General features: G+C 70.4%; 18 protein-coding genes and 1 riboswitch. Of the genes, 12 read left to right on the plus strand and 6 right to left on the minus strand.

The genetic code is table 11. From position 1 onward, the window contains the following. Positions 1–176: 176 nt before the first annotated feature. A complete protein-coding gene (locus ACIBAE_RS28405; RefSeq protein ID WP_399290872.1) occupies positions 177–1370 on the plus strand; it encodes an RtcB family protein in 1194 nt (397 codons plus the stop codon). A 219-nt stretch (positions 1371–1589) separates the two neighbouring features. Here ACIBAE_RS28405 and ACIBAE_RS28410 read toward each other — a convergent pair whose 3' ends face one another. Further along, entirely contained in the window at positions 1590–2363 is a 774-nt protein-coding gene (locus tag ACIBAE_RS28410) for an SDR family NAD(P)-dependent oxidoreductase (protein WP_399290874.1), read from the minus strand. 201 nt (positions 2364–2564) lie between these two features. Between ACIBAE_RS28410 and ACIBAE_RS28415 the strand changes: the two genes are divergently transcribed. After that, complete coding sequence (locus tag ACIBAE_RS28415) at positions 2565–3116, plus strand: hypothetical protein (protein WP_399290877.1); 552 nt, start codon at positions 2565–2567, stop codon at positions 3114–3116. A gap of 114 nt (positions 3117–3230) precedes the next feature. Here ACIBAE_RS28415 and ACIBAE_RS28420 read toward each other — a convergent pair whose 3' ends face one another. Then, positions 3231–3965 carry a Mut7-C RNAse domain-containing protein gene (locus ACIBAE_RS28420; RefSeq protein WP_399290880.1) on the minus strand — a complete coding sequence of 245 codons (735 nt, stop codon included), beginning with the start codon at positions 3963–3965 and terminating at the stop codon, positions 3231–3233. 75 nt (positions 3966–4040) lie between these two features. Next, the gene (locus ACIBAE_RS28425; protein WP_399290883.1) at positions 4041–4607 is read right to left on the minus strand and encodes a GNAT family N-acetyltransferase; all 567 of its coding nucleotides are present in this window, start codon (positions 4605–4607) and stop codon (positions 4041–4043) included. 270 nt (positions 4608–4877) lie between these two features. Here ACIBAE_RS28425 and ACIBAE_RS28430 point away from each other — a divergent pair, with 270 nt between their 5' ends. After that, entirely contained in the window at positions 4878–5141 is a 264-nt protein-coding gene (locus ACIBAE_RS28430; RefSeq protein ID WP_399290886.1) for a GlsB/YeaQ/YmgE family stress response membrane protein, read from the plus strand. Between the two features lie 89 nt (positions 5142–5230). Here ACIBAE_RS28430 and ACIBAE_RS28435 read toward each other — a convergent pair whose 3' ends face one another. Then, complete coding sequence (locus tag ACIBAE_RS28435) at positions 5231–5902, minus strand: histidine phosphatase family protein (protein ID WP_399290889.1); 672 nt, start codon at positions 5900–5902, stop codon at positions 5231–5233. A 115-nt stretch (positions 5903–6017) separates the two neighbouring features. Further along, positions 6018–6168: riboswitch (cobalamin riboswitch) on the plus strand. A 39-nt stretch (positions 6169–6207) separates the two neighbouring features. Here ACIBAE_RS28435 and ACIBAE_RS28440 point away from each other — a divergent pair. The 9 genes from ACIBAE_RS28440 to ACIBAE_RS28480 all read left to right on the plus strand — a co-directional run bounded on the left by ACIBAE_RS28440 (position 6208) and on the right by ACIBAE_RS28480 (position 14502). Further along, complete coding sequence (locus ACIBAE_RS28440; protein ID WP_399290892.1) at positions 6208–6432, plus strand: CbtB-domain containing protein; 225 nt, start codon at positions 6208–6210, stop codon at positions 6430–6432. Positions 6433–6452: 20 nt separating this feature from the next. Beyond that, the gene (locus ACIBAE_RS28445; RefSeq protein WP_399290894.1) at positions 6453–7250 is read left to right on the plus strand and encodes a CbtA family protein; all 798 of its coding nucleotides are present in this window, start codon (positions 6453–6455) and stop codon (positions 7248–7250) included. A 181-nt stretch (positions 7251–7431) separates the two neighbouring features. Then, the gene (gene cbiE / locus ACIBAE_RS28450) at positions 7432–8703 is read left to right on the plus strand and encodes a precorrin-6y C5,15-methyltransferase (decarboxylating) subunit CbiE (RefSeq protein WP_399290896.1); all 1272 of its coding nucleotides are present in this window, start codon (positions 7432–7434) and stop codon (positions 8701–8703) included. Continuing rightward, positions 8700–9458 (plus strand): precorrin-4 C(11)-methyltransferase, encoded by a 759-nt coding sequence (gene cobM, locus ACIBAE_RS28455; protein WP_399290899.1) that lies wholly within the window; start codon positions 8700–8702, stop codon positions 9456–9458. The genes cbiE and cobM overlap by 4 nt, the downstream gene beginning before the upstream one ends. Positions 9459–9974: 516 nt before the next feature. After that, positions 9975–10631 carry a hypothetical protein gene (locus ACIBAE_RS28460; protein ID WP_399290902.1) on the plus strand — a complete coding sequence of 219 codons (657 nt, stop codon included), beginning with the start codon at positions 9975–9977 and terminating at the stop codon, positions 10629–10631. A 35-nt stretch (positions 10632–10666) separates the two neighbouring features. Beyond that, on the plus strand, positions 10667–11413 hold the full coding sequence (locus tag ACIBAE_RS28465; protein WP_399290905.1) for a DUF2637 domain-containing protein: 747 nt from the start codon (positions 10667–10669) through the stop codon (positions 11411–11413). Positions 11414–11564: 151 nt separating this feature from the next. Further along, complete coding sequence (locus ACIBAE_RS28470) at positions 11565–12995, plus strand: replication initiator (RefSeq protein ID WP_399290908.1); 1431 nt, start codon at positions 11565–11567, stop codon at positions 12993–12995. Then, positions 12995–13219 (plus strand): helix-turn-helix domain-containing protein, encoded by a 225-nt coding sequence (locus ACIBAE_RS28475; RefSeq protein ID WP_399290911.1) that lies wholly within the window; start codon positions 12995–12997, stop codon positions 13217–13219. Before ACIBAE_RS28470 ends, ACIBAE_RS28475 begins: the two co-directional genes overlap by 1 nt. Beyond that, a complete protein-coding gene (locus ACIBAE_RS28480; protein WP_399290914.1) occupies positions 13219–14502 on the plus strand; it encodes a tyrosine-type recombinase/integrase in 1284 nt (427 codons plus the stop codon). Before ACIBAE_RS28475 ends, ACIBAE_RS28480 begins: the two co-directional genes overlap by 1 nt. A 131-nt stretch (positions 14503–14633) precedes the next feature. On the opposite strand, the gene ACIBAE_RS28485 is transcribed toward ACIBAE_RS28480, so the two are convergent. After that, on the minus strand, positions 14634–15095 hold the full coding sequence (locus ACIBAE_RS28485) for a hypothetical protein (RefSeq protein ID WP_399290917.1): 462 nt from the start codon (positions 15093–15095) through the stop codon (positions 14634–14636). Positions 15096–15099: 4 nt separating this feature from the next. Then, positions 15100–15554, minus strand: a 455-nt coding sequence (locus ACIBAE_RS28490) for a hypothetical protein (RefSeq protein ID WP_399290920.1), incomplete at its 5' end; no start/stop codon positions are given.

The following is a 15554-nucleotide window of genomic DNA, read 5'->3' on the forward strand; positions in this document are numbered from 1 at the left end:
TCCGTTCTGTACGGGCTTCCGCGTGGGATGCCGCGCGAAAACTGTTTGCCGCCGGATGGCGGCCGATGAACACAATGTCTATCGCACGCACTGCCGTCGACGCTGGTCGGCTGTCTTCTATGACAGCCCTGGTTCCGGTATTTGCGCTATCAGACTTTGTGGGGGATTGAGGAACTATGTCGTATGTAGAGGTGCCGGGCGCGAAGGTTCCCATCCGTATGTGGGCCGACCCCGCGACGGTCGAGGACGTCGCCATGCAGCAGTTGCGGAACGTCGCCACCCTGCCCTGGATCAAGGGACTGGCCGTGATGCCGGACGTGCACTACGGCAAGGGTGCCACGGTCGGTTCGGTGATCGCGATGCACGGGGCGGTCTGCCCGGCGGCGGTGGGCGTGGACATCGGCTGCGGAATGTCGGCGGTGAAGACGTCCCTGACGGCGAACGACCTGCCGGGCGACCTCTCCCGGCTGCGCTCGAAGATCGAGCAGGCGATCCCGGTGGGCCGTGGGATGCACGACGACCCGGTGGACCCGGGCCGGCTGCACGGATTCCCGACGGCCGGGTGGGAGGACTTCTGGGGGCGGTTCGACGGAGTCGCCGACGCGGTCAAGTTCCGTCAGGAACGCGCCGTGAAGCAGATGGGAACGCTCGGAAGTGGCAACCATTTCTGCGAAGTCTGCATCGATGACGAAGGGTCGGTCTGGCTGATGCTTCACTCCGGGTCGCGGAACATCGGCAAGGAGCTGGCCGACCACCACATCGGCACGGCGCAGAAGCTGCCTCACAACCAAGGCCTGGTGGACCGGGACCTGGCCGTGTTCATCGCTGACACCCCGCAGATGGCGGCGTACCGCAACGACCTCTTCTGGGCCCAGGAGTACGCCAAGTACAACCGCGCGATCATGATGGGGCTCCTCCAGGACGTGGTCCGGAAGGAGTTCAAAAAGGCCAAGGTGGCCTTCGATCCGGTTATCTCCTGCCACCACAACTATGTGGCGGAGGAGCGGTACGACGGATTGGACCTCCTGGTCACCCGTAAGGGCGCTATCCGTGCCGGCAGCGGCGACTTCGGCATCATCCCGGGCTCGATGGGCACGGGGTCGTACATCGTGAAGGGCCTCGGAAACGCCGCCGCCTTCAACTCGGCGTCCCACGGCGCGGGCCGGCGGATGAGCCGCAACGCGGCGAAGCGCCGTTTCACGGCACAGGACCTGGAGGAGCAGACGCGGGGTGTGGAGTGCCGCAAGGACTCCGGTGTCGTGGACGAGATCCCGGCGGCGTACAAGCCGATCGAGACGGTCATCGCGCAGCAGCGGGACCTGGTCGAGGTGGTGGCGAAGCTGAAGCAGGTCGTCTGCGTCAAGGGTTAGGCACGAGGGCACGAGGGAGGCGGGCTGTGGCCCCGGGCTCTCACCCGGGGCCACGCGCGGCCACCGGCCTCTCGGGCTCATGCAGCGAGGACGATCCGGGACCGGTTTTCGCGGCTGCCCGGCGACCGCCGCGCCCGGCTGCCCGGCGACCGCCGCGTTCGCTGTCCCCGACCGGCCCCGCGCCGGGTCGCGGTCACAGCTCCCCGCGCCGGGTCGCGGTCACAGCTCCCTGTGCACCTTGGAGTTGGACGCCTGGGCGCGCGGGCGGACGACCAGCAGGTCGATGTTGACGTGGCTGGGGCGTGTGACGGCCCAGGTGATGGTGTCGGCCACGTCGTCCGCGGTGAGCGGGTGGGCGACGCCCGCGTAGACCTTCGCCGCCTTCTCGGTGTCGCCGCCGAAGCGGGTGGTGGCGAATTCCTCCGTCTTGACCATGCCGGGGGCGACCTCGATCACCCGGACCGGGGTGCCGACGATCTCCAGGCGGAGCGTTTCGGCGAGGACGTGCGCGCCGTGCTTGGCGGCGACGTAGCCCGCTCCGCCCTCGTACGTGCCGTGGCCGGCGGTCGACGAGAGGACGACGACCGTGCCGTCGCCGCTCGCGGTCAGCGCGGGGAGCAGGGCCTGGGTGAGATTGAGGGTGCCGATGACGTTCGTCTCGAACATCTGCCGCCACTGACCGGGGTCGCCCGTGGCCACCGGATCCGCGCCGAGGGCGCCACCGGCGTTGTTGACCAGGACGTCCACGGAGGGGAAACCGGCGAGCTCGGCGGCGAAGGCGTCGACCGCCGGGCGGTCGGTGACGTCCAGGGTGTACGCGGTCGCGAGATGGCCGGCGGCGGTGATCTCCGCCGCGAGCGCCTCGATACGGTCCTTGCGCCGGGCGGTGACGACGACGTGGTAGCCGGCGGCGGCGAGCTGCCGTGCGGTGGCGGCGCCGATGCCACTGCTGGCTCCGGTGATGACGGCGATGGGGGTCCCCGCGGCGGTCATGACGTAACTCCTCGCGCGTGTGATCGATGTGGGCCCAGGATAGGCAGGGGGAGGGCGCGGCCGCGTGCGTCGTCCGGGGCGCGGACCTGGGGACTCACGGACCGGTCGGCGCGGGGGGCGAACGTGCCAGGCGGGTGACCCGGGGCGCGTCGGGGTGAGGGGTGGGCGGGATCGCGATGTGATCATCGGTACCTTCCCGCCATGAGTGTCATGCGCAGAGCGCTGTTGGTGGCGGTGTCCGCCGCTACGGCGGTGGTGATGGCCGCGGGTCCGGGAGCCGGTGCGGAAGCCGGGAGCGCGGGCGGACGGGGTGGCGACCCGGGTCCTGGCGGCGCTCCGGGTGCCGCGCCCGCTCCGGCTTCCATCGCTCCGGAGGCCGATCTGGCGCACCACGGGCACGCGTCCCTGTGGAGCGGTGAACTGACGATGCGGCTGGGGTCCGAGAACCACGGCCCGTCGCCGCTGCCGGACGCGACCGTACGGATCGAATTCTCGGTGCGCCTGGTGGCCGACCAGGCGCTGCCGTCGAACTGCCTGTGGGGCGGGGAGCGGATCGTACTCTGCCGTACGGGGCAGCTCCGGGCGGTCGGGCGGAGCCGGGAGATCGCCTTGGGCCTGAGGACGGTCGGCACTCCGGACGAGGTGGTCGTACGGATCGACACGGCGTGGAACGGCGGCGCGAGCGACCGCAACCTTGAGAACCACCAGCACCGGGTGCTGGTGCCGGCCACCGGGGACCTGTACGCCTTCTGACGGGATCACCCGCATCGCCCGGCGTGGCCCCGCATCGGCTCTGCGTCGGCTGCGTCGGCTCTGCGTCGGCTCCGCGTTGCCCCGATCGTCGGGCGCGTGCGCCCGTCCGCGTCGTCAGGCCGCCGCGCCGCCGAATTCGCGTACGGCGTCCTCGACGATGGCGGCCAGGCGGGCGTGGTGCGCGCCCCTCCAGTACACCTGCCCGCACGCCGTGCACTGCGCGAAGACGTCGTACGCGCGCTGCGTGCCGTGCTCCAACCGCCCCTGGACGGACTCCTTGTCGGCCGCCCCCAGCTCACCGTTGCAGGCGGTGCAGCGGGTCCACGGGGCGAGGGTGGGCGCGAACCGCTCCAGTACGTCGCGGAGCTGGTCGTCGGGGCGGGCGCTGTAGATGTACGCCCCGGCCCAGATCTCGCGCCGCCGCAGCAGCCCCCGGTCGCGGGACAGCATCACCCGGCGTTCCGTGGCGGAGAGAGTGGCCAGGGCCGGGTCGCCGAGGTCCTCGTTCTCGTACGCCGCGTCGACGCCCAGCAGCCGCAGCCGGCGGGCCAGCGTGCCGAGATGGACATCCAGGAGGAAGCGCAGGGGCGCGCCCGGCACGTGCTGCGGTCGGGGCACGGCCCGTACGTCGACGGACTCGCCCGCGGCGGGGAGGTGCGCGACGGACACCTCGCGGCCGTCGACGAGCAGCGGACCGACCTCGGTGAGGGGGACACCCAGCGACTCGACGGCATGGCCGAGGGTGGACGAGCCGTCGGTGAGCAGGGCGGTACGTCCCTCACGTCGCGCCGCCGCGACGAAGAGGCGCAGCTCAGGGGCGAAACTGATCTGGATCTCCGGTCCGTTCACCTCGTCAGCATGTCACCGGGGGAGGGAGTGAGCCAGGGCTTTCCGTGGCCGCCGTCCACACGGGGGACTCGCGCGTCAGGCGGGTCCTGCGGCGGGGCGGCTCAGCGCGGGGGTGGGGCTGGAGGCCGTCAGGTCCAGACGCCAGTTGTTGCACTGCATCAAGTGCCCGGGTGGGTACTCGAACAGGCGGGGGCCCTGAAGCGAGAAGCCCGCTTTCCGGCACAGTGCGTTCGACGCGGGATTGTCCACCGACGGGAAGGCGTGCAGATAGCGGTGCATCCGCTCGGTGCGCGCCTGCTCCACGACGGCCGCGGCCGCGGCGGCGGCGATGCCCCGCCCCTGGAATTCGGTGAGGACCCCCCATCCCGTCTCGTACAGCTGCTCGCCCTGCCAGGTCTGCTCCCAGAAACCGATCGTGCCGACCGGTTCGCCGTCCGGTAGCAGCACGATGCGGAAAATCCGCCCCTTGCCCGTCCGGTCGGCGCTCAGACCGACGTACCGTCTGTGCCGGGTGAGCAGCTGCTCTTCGGTCTCGGGCCCGCCCAGATGGGTCATCAGCTCCGGTGCGTTCGAGGCGCGGAGGAGATCGAGATCGTCCTCCGACCACGGCTCGATCCTCACCGGCGGTGCTTCGGTATTCATGGTGGGCACTGTAGGGCGACGGTCCGACAACCGGCCGCGCCGGCGATCCCGCCGCAGATCACCGTTCACCCGGCTCGCTCAACTCGCCCAACTCGCCCGGTGTGCTGAGTTGCTCGGTCTGTTCGGCTTGCTCGGGCGGCTCGGGCGGCTCGGGCGGCTCCGTCAAACCGGACTGGCGAACTGTCGCATCCTTGGACTGAACGGGCGTTCGGTGGGCAGACGTTTGACGTGCACCACTATCGGTAGCGGGTGTGGTGAGAAGGAGCGGACATGGAGATCTCCGGCATTGTCACGGCCATCGTGATCGGCATCATCATCGGCGTGCTGGGGCGACTGGTGGTGCCCGGGCGCCAGCGCATCGGCGTGCTGCTGACCATCGTCGTCGGTATCGTCGCGGCGCTGATCGGGACGGCGATCGCGGCCGCCGTGGGTGTGGCGAACACCGACGGCCCCGACTGGATCGAATGGATAATCCAGATCGCCCTGGCGGCGGTGGGTGTCGCGGCCCTGGACCGGGCGAGGGCGCGCCACTGAGCGGCTGGGGGCACTCGCGAGCGTGAGTGCCCGCCGGCTTGAGGGTGCTGGAGGACGCTGGTGTGCGCCCCGCGTGTGTGAGGGCGTTCTCAGTGCGGGCCGGTGTGCAGAGGGCGGCCGCTGAGCAGATTCCAACGGCCGTTCCTGCCACTGAGTTCGGTGGCGGACAGAGGTCGCACGTCGACGCGCCAGAACGCCTCCGGGCCGGCGCCGAGGGCGTGGACCGTGGCGGCACGGATGACGTCCGGCTCGGCCACGGCGATGACGCGTCCCCCGGGGTTGTCCGGCGCCTGGCCGGCCGTGCTCGGACGTGTGGTGAGCGCGTCGAGCCAGTGGCCGACGCGGGCGTGCAGCGCTCGGATGGATTCCCCGCCGTGCGGGGCTGACGCGGGATCCGACAGCCAGGCGGAGACCGACTGCGGCTCGGCGGCCGCTACTTCGTCGAGGGTTCTGCCCTGCCAGCGGCCCATCGCGCACGGTGCGAGATCGGCGAGCGGTGACGCGTCCAGGCCGAGCACCTCGGCGGTGCGGCGGCAGCGCCGCGAGGGGGAGACGTACAGGGCGGCGGCGCGGGGGAAGGTCTCCCGTACGGCCTCGGCCTGCCGCAGCCCGGCGGGGTCCAGTTCGTCGGTGTCGCCGTTGTCGCCGTTGTCGCCGGTGTCGTCGGGGACACCGCTGTCACCGGGGACACGGCCGCCGAAGCGGGCTTCACGCAGTGCTGTGCTGATGGCCGGTGAGATGAGCGTCACACGCGTGGTCATACGGCCTCCTCGGTGGTCGCGACGGCCCGTGGCCCTCCCCTGTTTGATGCCTGGCGATCGCCCGTATCCCGCCGTGCGCCCGACCGGTCGGGAAGGGGGGCCTCTTGGCTCGCTTGTCTGTTCGCGGTACCTTCGCGTCGATATCACGACGGCGAGACGGAAGTCCGGTGAGAGCCCGGCACGGTCGCGCCACTGTATGCCGGGTGCCGGCTGCGTACCACGCAGAGGGGCCCGGTGAGTCAGACCCGATGGCCGTCGTGCGAGCTCCACTGACTGGGACGCGAGTTCCCCAAGGAGGTTCTGTCATGGCTCAGGCCATAGCACCCCCGGCCATTTCTCCCACCAGCGCCGCGGTGACCCCTATTCCGCTGCGCGCGGTCCTGCCGTGGGCCGTGTTCGTCGGCACCCTGATGCTGGTGCTGCTGTACTTCGTCGGCGCTGAGCAGGGCGCGACGTCGGTGTTCTCCGGTGCGGGTGTGCACGAGTGGGTGCACGACGGCCGTCACCTGCTCGGCTTTCCCTGCCACTGACCGCTGACGGAGATCACGCAATGCATGCCTCCACCGTCAGAACTCTCCTCGTCCGCGGCATGATCGCGGGCGTGCTGGCCGGACTCTTCGCGTTCGCGCTGGCTTATGTGGCGGGAGAGCCTTCCGTACGGGACTCCATCGCGTTGGAGGAGACGCAGTCCGCGCCCGCTCATCAGCACGGCGCGGCCCATTCCCCGGATGCCTCCGAGGCCTCGGACGAGGAGGAGGAACTCGTCAGCCGGCCGGTCCAGTCGACGTTCGGGCTGGCCACCGGCCTCCTCGTGTACGGGGTGGCTCTGGGCGGAATCGCCTCGCTGGTCTTCTCCGTCAGCCTGGGGAGGATCGGCGGACTGGGTCCGCGGGCGACTTCGGCCCTGATCGCCGGGGCCGCCTTCCTCACCGTCTACCTGGTGCCGTTCCTCAAGTACCCGGCGATGCCACCGGCGGTGGGAAACCCGGACACCATCGGCAAGCGCACCACGATGTACTTCCTCATGATCCTGCTGAGCGTGTTGCTGGCGGCCATCGCCGTCATCGCGGGGAGAAGGCTCGCCCCGCGCCTCGGCAACTGGAACGCGACGGTCGTCGCCGGTGCCGGATACGCCGTCGTCGTCGCCGTGGCCTGCCTTGTCCTGCCCGCCAACACCGATGCCATCCCGGAGGCCTTCCCGGCCGCTCTGCTCTGGGAATTCCGGCTGGCGTCGATCGGCGTACAGGCCCTGCTCTGGACGGCCTTCGGGCTGATCTTCGGGGCGCTGGCCGAGCGGGTGCTCCAGCCGCGTCAGGCGGTGCCGGCCACCGTCCGGACGGCCCCGTAACCCCCCTGCGTGTGCTCGTGGGGCCCGGCGTATTCACGCCGGGCCCCACCGCGTCTCCCGCCCGCGACCTTTCCGCGCGTGCTGTCCGCCGCTCGATGCCCGTCGAGGCTCCGTGCCCCCGGCCAGTAGAGTTCGGGGTCGGCCTTCCCCGGTCATTCCCCCAGTCCAGAGGTATGTGGCAGTGAGCCCTGCACCCCCCGCGCTCCCCGTGACCGTTGTCGGGATCGGCGCCGACGGGTGGCCCGGCCTGGCGGAGGATGCGCGGCGGGCGCTGCGCGAAGCCGATGTGCTGATCGGTGGGCCCCGGCAGCTGGAGCTTCTCCCCGTGGACGAGTGCGGCGGCGAGCGGGTGGCCTGGCCGTCGCCGTTGCGGCCCGCCGTTCCCGGGCTGCTCGCCGCGCACGCCGGCCGGCGGGTCTCCGTGCTGGCCAGCGGGGACCCGATGTTCTACGGGATCGGGCGGGCCCTGTCCGAGGTCGTGGGCGCCGGGGCGTTGCGGGTGCTGCCGCATCCGTCGTCGGTGTCGTACGCCTGCGCGCGGCTCGGCTGGCCCGTGGAGGAGACCGAGGTCGTCACGCTCGTCGGCCGTCCCGCCGAGCGGTTGGCCGCCGCCCTCCACGACGGCCGCCGGATCCTGGTCCTCAGCGCCGGGGCCGCCACCCCCGCCGAGGTCGCGGCGCTGCTGCGTGAGCGGGGGTACGGGCCGAGCCGTATGCACGTACTCGAACAGCTGGGGGCACAGCGGGAACGGCACGTCGACGGCACCGCGCGGGACTGGGCGGAGCCGGCGGGCGATCCGCTGAACGTCGTGGCGGTCGAGTGCCGCCGCGCCCCGGACGCGCCGCGGCTCGGAGCCGTACCCGGCCTGCCGGACACCGCGTACGAGCATGACGGTCAGCTCACCAAGCGTCATGTACGGGCCGCCACGCTGGCCGTGCTCGCGCCCGCGCCCGGGGAGACGCTGTGGGATGTCGGGGGCGGGTCGGGATCGATCGCGGTGGAATGGATGCGTACGCACCATGCGTGTCGTGCGGTGTCGGTGGAGCGCGATCCCGTACGGGCGGAACGTATCGGCCGCAACGCGCGGACTCTCGGCGTCCCCGGCCTGCGGGTCGTCACGGGCGCGGCCCCCGGTGTGCTGGCGGGGCTGCCGGTGCCGGACGCGGTGTTCATCGGCGGCGGGCTGACCGCGCCGGGGCTGCTGGAAGCGTGCTGGGCGGCGCTGCCGGTGGGCGGCCGGCTGGTCGCGAACACGGTGACGCTGGAGTCCGAGGCGCTGCTGGCCGAGTGGTATCGCCGGTTCGGCGGCGACCTCGTACGCCTCGCGGTCGCGCACGCCGTCCCGGTGGGCGGATTCACCGGCTGGCGACAGGCCATGCCGGTCACCCAGTGGGCCGTCACGAAAGACCTTTCGCACGTCCCCTCGGGGGAATCCTCAGGAGAAGAACGATGACGGTGTACTTCATCGGCGCCGGCCCCGGCGCCGCCGACCTGATCACGGTGCGGGGCGCGCGCAGGCTCGCGGAGTGCGGTGTGTGCCTGTACGCGGGAAGCCTGGTGCCGCGCGAACTGCTGGCCGATTGCCCGCCGGACGCGCGGCTCATCGACACGGCCCGGATGGACCTGGACGGCATCACGGCGGAACTGGTCCGCGCGCACGAGGAGGGCCAGGACGTGGCCCGGCTGCACTCCGGTGACCCGTCGGTGTTCAGCGCGGTCGCGGAGCAGATGCGGCGACTGGACGCGGCGGGGGTGCCGTACGAAGTGGTCCCGGGAGTACCGGCGTTCGCGGCGGCGGCAGCCGCCCTGAAGCGCGAACTGACCGTACCGACGGTGGGCCAGACCGTCATCCTGACCCGCGTCGCCCAGCAGGCCACCCCGATGCCGGAGGGCGAGGACCTGGCCACGCTCGGGAAGAGCGGAGCGCTGCTGGTACTGCACCTCGCGGCGAGGTACGTCGACCGGGTCGTGGCGGAACTGCTGCCGCACTACGGCGCGGACTGCCCGGCGGCGGTGGTGGCGATGGCCAGCCGCCCGGACGAACTGGTCCTGCGGGGAACGCTGGGGGACATCGCCGAGCAGGTGAAGGCGGCGGGCGTGGTGCGGACGGCGGTCATCATGGTGGGCCGGACGCTGGGAGCGGAACAGTTCAGGGACAGCCACCTGTACTCACCGGAGCGGGACAGGCGGGAACCGCACGCCTGTTGAGGGGCGAGGGCTGAGGCGGCTGGGAGCCGGGGCGACCGAGGAGCGCGCTGACCGGTCACCGGTCACATGTGACCGGTGAGTGCCGCCAGGGGGCGGACAGGAGCATGATCAGCCACCGGTGGCCCCGTCGCCGACCGGCGGGAACCGCTGACCAGCGCCACCACTCTCGTGCGGCGAAGGCAGCAGGCCCCACCGAACCGTCTCGGTGGGGGCCACTGCGTACGCCGACGTTGCCTCAAACGCTGTCTTCGCCTTGGGGGGGCGGACCGAATCCGCTCCTCGGTCAGGGGAGCGAGAGGGGACGCCGGAACGGGTTGGACCGACAACGCCCCCGTCCTCACCACCCCCACCGGCAAGCCGCTCGAACCCCGGCAGCCTCAGATGTCACCACCGTCTCCCTCCGGAGCAGGGCCCCGCGCGATCAGCTGCCACCATCGCAGGCATTCGACCGCCATCCTGCTGCCAGAACAAGGCGCCGGCTCATCGTGGTCAAGGAGCTCCTCGGCTCGCGCCCGCATGCGTGTCACGTTCAAGCGCCTGGTGGACCTGCGCAAGCGGCGCTCGGCGACCATCCGCGACGTGCTGGGCGTCAAGAACATGTGGCACGTCGGCCCCTCCCCTGAGTGGCCGCTCACGGTCCTGATCATCGATGAGGCGCACACGTACTTCCGCGAGTACAAGGGCAGCGACGCCGAGACGAAACGTTTGGCCGCGTTGACGGCGGAAAACGCCCGACTGGTGGAGGACCTGGTCAAGAAGGGCCGCAGCGTCGGCATCCTGGTGATCCTGATCAGCCAGAAGACCACCGGTGATGCCATCCCCACCTTCATCCGCGACGTGTGCCCCATCGGGCTGTCCTTCGCGCAGAAGACCGTGGAAGCCGCCGTGGCCGCGCTGGGCGACGACATCCGCAACTGGCCCGACGCCAGCCCCGTCACCTTGCAGGACCCCGCCTACGTCGGCGTCGCCGTGATGGCGATGCAGGGCCGCCCCGGCTACACGCGCATCCGCACCCCCTACGTCTCAGACGCCGACGCGGCCCGCGTCGCCGAAGATACCTCGCACCTGACCGCCGACCCGGACCTGTGCCTGGACGCCCTCCTCGACTCGACCGGCCGGACATTCCCCGACGACGAAGGACCGGACGGCGCCCCTGTCCCGCTCGCCAAGTAGACCGAACAACCCATGCCAGAAAGAAGGTCGAGGATATGACGGAGGAGCGGTTCACCCGGCGCACCGTGACCGTGGTCATGGCGGTCATCGCGGCCCTGGCCTTCGTCTTCTCCTTCGGCAACGTCTGGGCGCTCGCCCTGCGGCTCGGCGTTCCCCACCCGATCGCGCCGCTGATCGCCCCTATGGTGGACCTGTCGGTCGTCGGGCTCCTGGTCGCCCTGCGGTTCCTGGCCCTGCGCGGTGTGCCCAAGGCGGAGCTGCGGGCCGGTAACCGACTGCTGCACCTGTGCGGGCTGCTCACCCTCGCGCTGAACACCGCCGAACCCCTGCTGGCCGGACGCTACGGACGGGCCTGCCTGGACACCGTCGCCCCGCTCCTGCTCCTCGGCTGGGGCCACGTCGGCCCCGCCTTCCTCGCCCAGTTCCACACCCACACCCGCCCCACCCAGAACCTGGAGGCCACCGCCGCCACCCCTGCCGCCGATCCGGTGCCCGACGTCGCACCATCACCCGAATCGGCACCCCCGATGCCCGCCCCGCAGTTCGTCGCCTCCCTGATCGAGGAGCTGGAGCCCGCTCCGGCCGCCGCTCTGCCCACCACCGTCGCCAAGACGGCCCACTCCGCCTCCGGCCCGGCTCTGCCGGTCGCCCTGCTGGACGCGGCCCGGCGCATCGCGGACACTCACCGCGCCGATCACGAAGCGCCTATCACAGCGGCCCAGTTGGGGACTCGCATGGGCGTTGCCCTGCCGGTGGCCACCGCCGCTCTCGCTCAGCTCTGAGCCCCGTCCCTCACCGGCCGCATCCCCCTCGCTCAGCCCCACGCCCGTCCATGGGCCTGGTTCGTCATGCCCCGAGCAGCACCAAGACGCCTCTTCGCCTGGCTGGTTGCTGCTCGGGGCCACCCCGCCCGACAGAAGGGACACGCCCCGAATGGTCACCCTGGACCTGCGCCACGTGGCAAGCCCCGCCGTACGGGACCTGCTCCACCTCGTCAACCACCCCGACTTCGACCGCGCACAGCAGCAGATCGAACACCTCGGCGGCTGCACCGAACCCGTCCGCCTCACCGGCCAGAGCACCACCGTCGATGCCATGACCGGGGAGGTGCTGCGCTCCTACAGCTCCGCCGAGGAGCCCACGGGCAGCCTGCTCACTACGTGCGGCAACCGCCGCTCCTCCCGCTGCCCGGCCTGCTCCCGTCTCTACGCCGCCGACACCTACCACCTCATCCGCGCCGGCCTCTCCGGCGGCAAGACCATCCCCGACACCGTCCGCACCCACCCCCGCGTCTTCGCCACCCTCACCGCCCCCTCCTTCGGCCCCGTTCACAACCGCCCCGACGCCCGGCCCTGCCGCTGCGGAACCCGGCACGAACCCACAGACACGCTGCTCGGCACGCCGCTCAATCCGGCGACGTACGACTACGCGGGCGCGGTCCTGTTCAACGCCCACGCCGGAGCCTTGTGGGCCCGCTTCGCGATCTACCTACGGCGCGAACTCGCCACCCGGCTCGGCCTGACCCAGAAGGCCGCCCGCGCGGTGTTTCGAGTGTCCTTCGCCAAAGTCGCCGAGTATCAGAAGCGCGGCCTGGTCCACTTCCACGCCGTGATCCGCCTCGACGGCCCGGACGGCGACACCCAGCCCCCACCGTCCTACGCCACCGCCGCCGTACTCACCGACGCCATCCGCTCCGCCGCACCACGCGCCCGCATCACGGTCACCTCGGACGCGATCGGGGAACGCGAACTCTCCTGGGGCACGCAACTCGACGTCACCGAGATCGCCGCCTTCGGCACCGACAGCGAACTCACCGACCAGGCCGTGGCCGCCTACGTGGCGAAGTACGCCACCAAGTCCGCCGACGCCTCGGGCACCCTCGACCGCGCCCTGTACTGCCGCCCCTGCCAGGGACGCGGCGCCACCCTCCTGCCCCACGGAACCCCACTCCCCTGCACCGCCTGCGCCGGCACCGGACAGGCCCGCCCACTGCCCCGGCTCGCCGTCGCCCGCCACGTACGGCAGATGATCCGCACCTGCTGGGAACTGGGCAAGCTGCCCGAGTTCTCCGAACTCAAGCTCTGGAAGTGGGCCCACATGCTCGGCTTCCGGGGCCACTTCTCCACCAAGTCCCGCCGCTACTCCGTCACGCTCGGCGCGCTGCGCAACGCCCGCCGCGCCTGGCGCACCGAACAGGCCCGCGCCCACGCCGGCCTCCCTGAGCCAGACCCGACGACCACGCTCATCGTCGGACATTGGGACTACCTCGGCGCGGGCTACAGCCCCGGCGCAAGTCTGCTCGCCGCCTCCGTGAGGCACCGCAGGGAACTGGAACGGCAGTTCGCGGCCGAAGGGGGCTGCTGATGCCCTCGCCCCTGCCCACCGCCCTCCGCACAGAGGCGGTCCCGGTGCTGGATCTGCTCACGGTGCCCCAGGTGATGGCCCGCCTCCAGCTCGGCCGCTCCGCCGTCTACGACCTGCTCCGCACCGGCCAGCTCGCCTCGATCACCCTCGGCCGCGCCCGCCGCATCCCCACCCACGCCCTCACCGACTTCATCCGCACCCGCCTCGAACAGGACGCCGCCTGATGACCACGCCACGCCCTACTCCGCCTCGCCGCTCCCGTACCCGTGCGAACGGCGACGGGACCGTCTACCAGCGCAAGGACGGACGCTGGGAAGCCGCCGGATACGTGCTGGCCCCCGGCAATACCCGCAAGCGCGTCCGCGTCTACGGCGCTACCCGTAAAGACGCGATGACCAAGCTCACCGAGAAGATCGCCGCCAGCAACCGCGGCCTCCCCGTCGCGGCGGCCGACAGCACCGTGAGCGCCTACCTCGCGTACTGGCTGGACGGCGTCGCCGTGCACCGTCTGAGGGAGAACACCCACACCCGCTACGCCGCCTCCATCCGCCTCCACCTCAACCCCCGCCTCGGTGCCAAGAAGCTCGCCCGGCTCACCACCCGCGACGTCCGCATCTTCCTCGACGGACTCCGCACCACCTGCCAGTGCTGCGCCCAGGAACGCGACACCCACCGGCGGTCCTGCTGCGCCATCGGGCAGTGCTGCGAGAAGCGGCTGTCACCGCTGACCGTGACGTACGTCCACGCGGTCCTCAAATCCGCCCTGGAACACGCCGTCCGCGAAGACGAACTGCCACGCAACGTCGCCCGCAACGTCAAGACCACCACGCCCCGCCCCCGGCGCTTCCAGCCCCTCACCGCCGCCGAAGCCCGGCAGTTCCTCCAGTCGGCCGGCGACGACCGGCTTCATGCTCTGTACGAACTCGCCCTCCGCACCGGACTCCGCAAGGGCGAACTCCTCGGCCTCCACTGGGAAGACCTCGACCTCGATGGCGGCACCGCAACCATCCACCGCTCCCTCCAGCGCACCCGCAGCCAGGGCCTGACCGTCCTGCACACCAAGACCCTCGCCTCCGAACGCCGCATCGCGCTCCCCACCGAGTGCATCACCTCCCTGAAGATCCACCAGGATCGGCAGCAGGAAGAGCGTCAGGCGGCCAGAGCGGGCTGGACGGACAACGGGCTCGTCTTCACGACCGTGAAGGGCGGACCCCTCGACCCCGGCAACCTCACCCGCCGCTTCCGTCGCGTCCTCCACAGCGCTGGCCTTCGGACGATCCGCTTCCACGACCTCCGGCACTCGACCGCCACCCTGCTCCTGGAACAAGGCGTCGATCTCGTCGTCATCAAGGAGCTCCTCGGCCACGCCCACATCGGCGTGACCGCCGGCGTCTACGCCCACGTCCGACTCCGCCTCCAACGCCAGGCCATCGATGCTCTGGGCCACGTACTCGGCCTTACCGACGACGACCCCAATGACCCACCCGCCGCAGCCGTCGTCCGCTGACGTTGCCGTCACCGTTGCCGTCAAACACACCTGAAGCCCCACCGGAAATTAATCCGGTGGGGCTTCAGATTTACTGATGAAACCCTAGGACCACCATCGAGTCCTCTTCATTTCAACAGTTCGAAATTGGGTCACGATGACGATTTGAATCGCTCTACATCTCGACGGATCGGGCCAACCCGGGGAACTCGATCCCACCACCATTCGCCATTCGATCGCTCACCGCCATCGAGGCGACGAGCAATTCCAGATTCATCAATTTCAGTGAACTGCATAAATCTGGAGTCGACATCATCGAGTGCCAGTCTGAATCCCTCAAGGAAATCCGAGTCGATGTTTTTCATGCCACGAAAGACGAAGCTTCTGAGCGCGAGGGCGGCAATCAAATCATAGACGCCCCACACCGTCCTGTCAGAATCTGGTAGCCCAACCTCTGCCTCGATCCTGAGAACGTGATTGCGCCAGCTCTCCAGCAGCTCAACCAGCCCTAGAGCCCGCTCCGGGGCGACTGGAACTGAGACGCCTTCCAGTCGACGAATATCCATATCCGCCAGGAAGCATCCGAGCCATTCGCCTGGCTCGCTAGTATTCATTCATTCACCTGCCAGGGTAATACGACGTGGACTTCCACGGCATATCCCAGTTGATAATTACGCGGACGCCATTGTGGTCAAACCTTGACGAGTTCTGCCCGTCCAACTGGCGCGGGCCGGCCTGTCGAAGCGTCGTCTCAACTTCCGTGGCAGACGGACGCCCCATTGCCGGATTCCCCCCACCCGTGTGCCCGTTCACGAACTCAACCATCTCGTCGAGACTGTAGTCACTTCCGTGGAAATCCTCGCCGCCGAGACGGTCTCCATTTTTGCCGCCAGCTGGCACTCCACAATTCGGACCGGAATTGTGAACCAGGACCGGCGTGGCCCCCGCCAGCACATAGTACGTGTGGCGGTCACCGACGGTGAGGTTGTGGACGGTGGTGCTGTGGCTGGTCCGGCGGGTGATTGCGGTGATCTGGACGTGGGTGCCCGCGCTGGTCCGGAGCCATTGGCCGG

Source organism: Streptomyces sp. NPDC051569, from assembly GCF_044454085.1.
In the GTDB taxonomy this organism is placed as follows: Bacteria; Actinomycetota; Actinomycetes; order Streptomycetales; family Streptomycetaceae; genus Streptomyces.

Bases quoted from the DNA above. Each gene is read 5' to 3' on its own strand.
- ACIBAE_RS28405 (WP_399290872.1), top strand. From the start codon at position 177: ATGTCGTATGTAGAGGTGCCGGGCGCGAAGGTTCCCATCCGTATGTGG.
- ACIBAE_RS28410 (WP_399290874.1), bottom strand. From the start codon at position 2,363: ATGACCGCCGCGGGGACCCCCATCGCCGTCATCACCGGAGCCAGCAGT.
- ACIBAE_RS28415 (WP_399290877.1), top strand. From the start codon at position 2,565: ATGAGTGTCATGCGCAGAGCGCTGTTGGTGGCGGTGTCCGCCGCTACG.
- ACIBAE_RS28425 (WP_399290883.1), bottom strand. From the start codon at position 4,607: ATGAATACCGAAGCACCGCCGGTGAGGATCGAGCCGTGGTCGGAGGAC.
- ACIBAE_RS28430 (WP_399290886.1), top strand. From the start codon at position 4,878: ATGGAGATCTCCGGCATTGTCACGGCCATCGTGATCGGCATCATCATC.
- ACIBAE_RS28435 (WP_399290889.1), bottom strand. From the start codon at position 5,902: ATGACCACGCGTGTGACGCTCATCTCACCGGCCATCAGCACAGCACTG.
- ACIBAE_RS28440 (WP_399290892.1), top strand. From the start codon at position 6,208: ATGGCTCAGGCCATAGCACCCCCGGCCATTTCTCCCACCAGCGCCGCG.
- ACIBAE_RS28445 (WP_399290894.1), top strand. From the start codon at position 6,453: ATGCATGCCTCCACCGTCAGAACTCTCCTCGTCCGCGGCATGATCGCG.
- cobM (WP_399290899.1), top strand. From the start codon at position 8,700: ATGACGGTGTACTTCATCGGCGCCGGCCCCGGCGCCGCCGACCTGATC.
- ACIBAE_RS28460 (WP_399290902.1), top strand. From the start codon at position 9,975: ATGCGTGTCACGTTCAAGCGCCTGGTGGACCTGCGCAAGCGGCGCTCG.
- ACIBAE_RS28465 (WP_399290905.1), top strand. From the start codon at position 10,667: ATGACGGAGGAGCGGTTCACCCGGCGCACCGTGACCGTGGTCATGGCG.
- ACIBAE_RS28470 (WP_399290908.1), top strand. From the start codon at position 11,565: ATGGTCACCCTGGACCTGCGCCACGTGGCAAGCCCCGCCGTACGGGAC.
- ACIBAE_RS28475 (WP_399290911.1), top strand. From the start codon at position 12,995: ATGCCCTCGCCCCTGCCCACCGCCCTCCGCACAGAGGCGGTCCCGGTG.
- ACIBAE_RS28480 (WP_399290914.1), top strand. From the start codon at position 13,219: ATGACCACGCCACGCCCTACTCCGCCTCGCCGCTCCCGTACCCGTGCG.
- ACIBAE_RS28485 (WP_399290917.1), bottom strand. From the start codon at position 15,095: ATGAATACTAGCGAGCCAGGCGAATGGCTCGGATGCTTCCTGGCGGAT.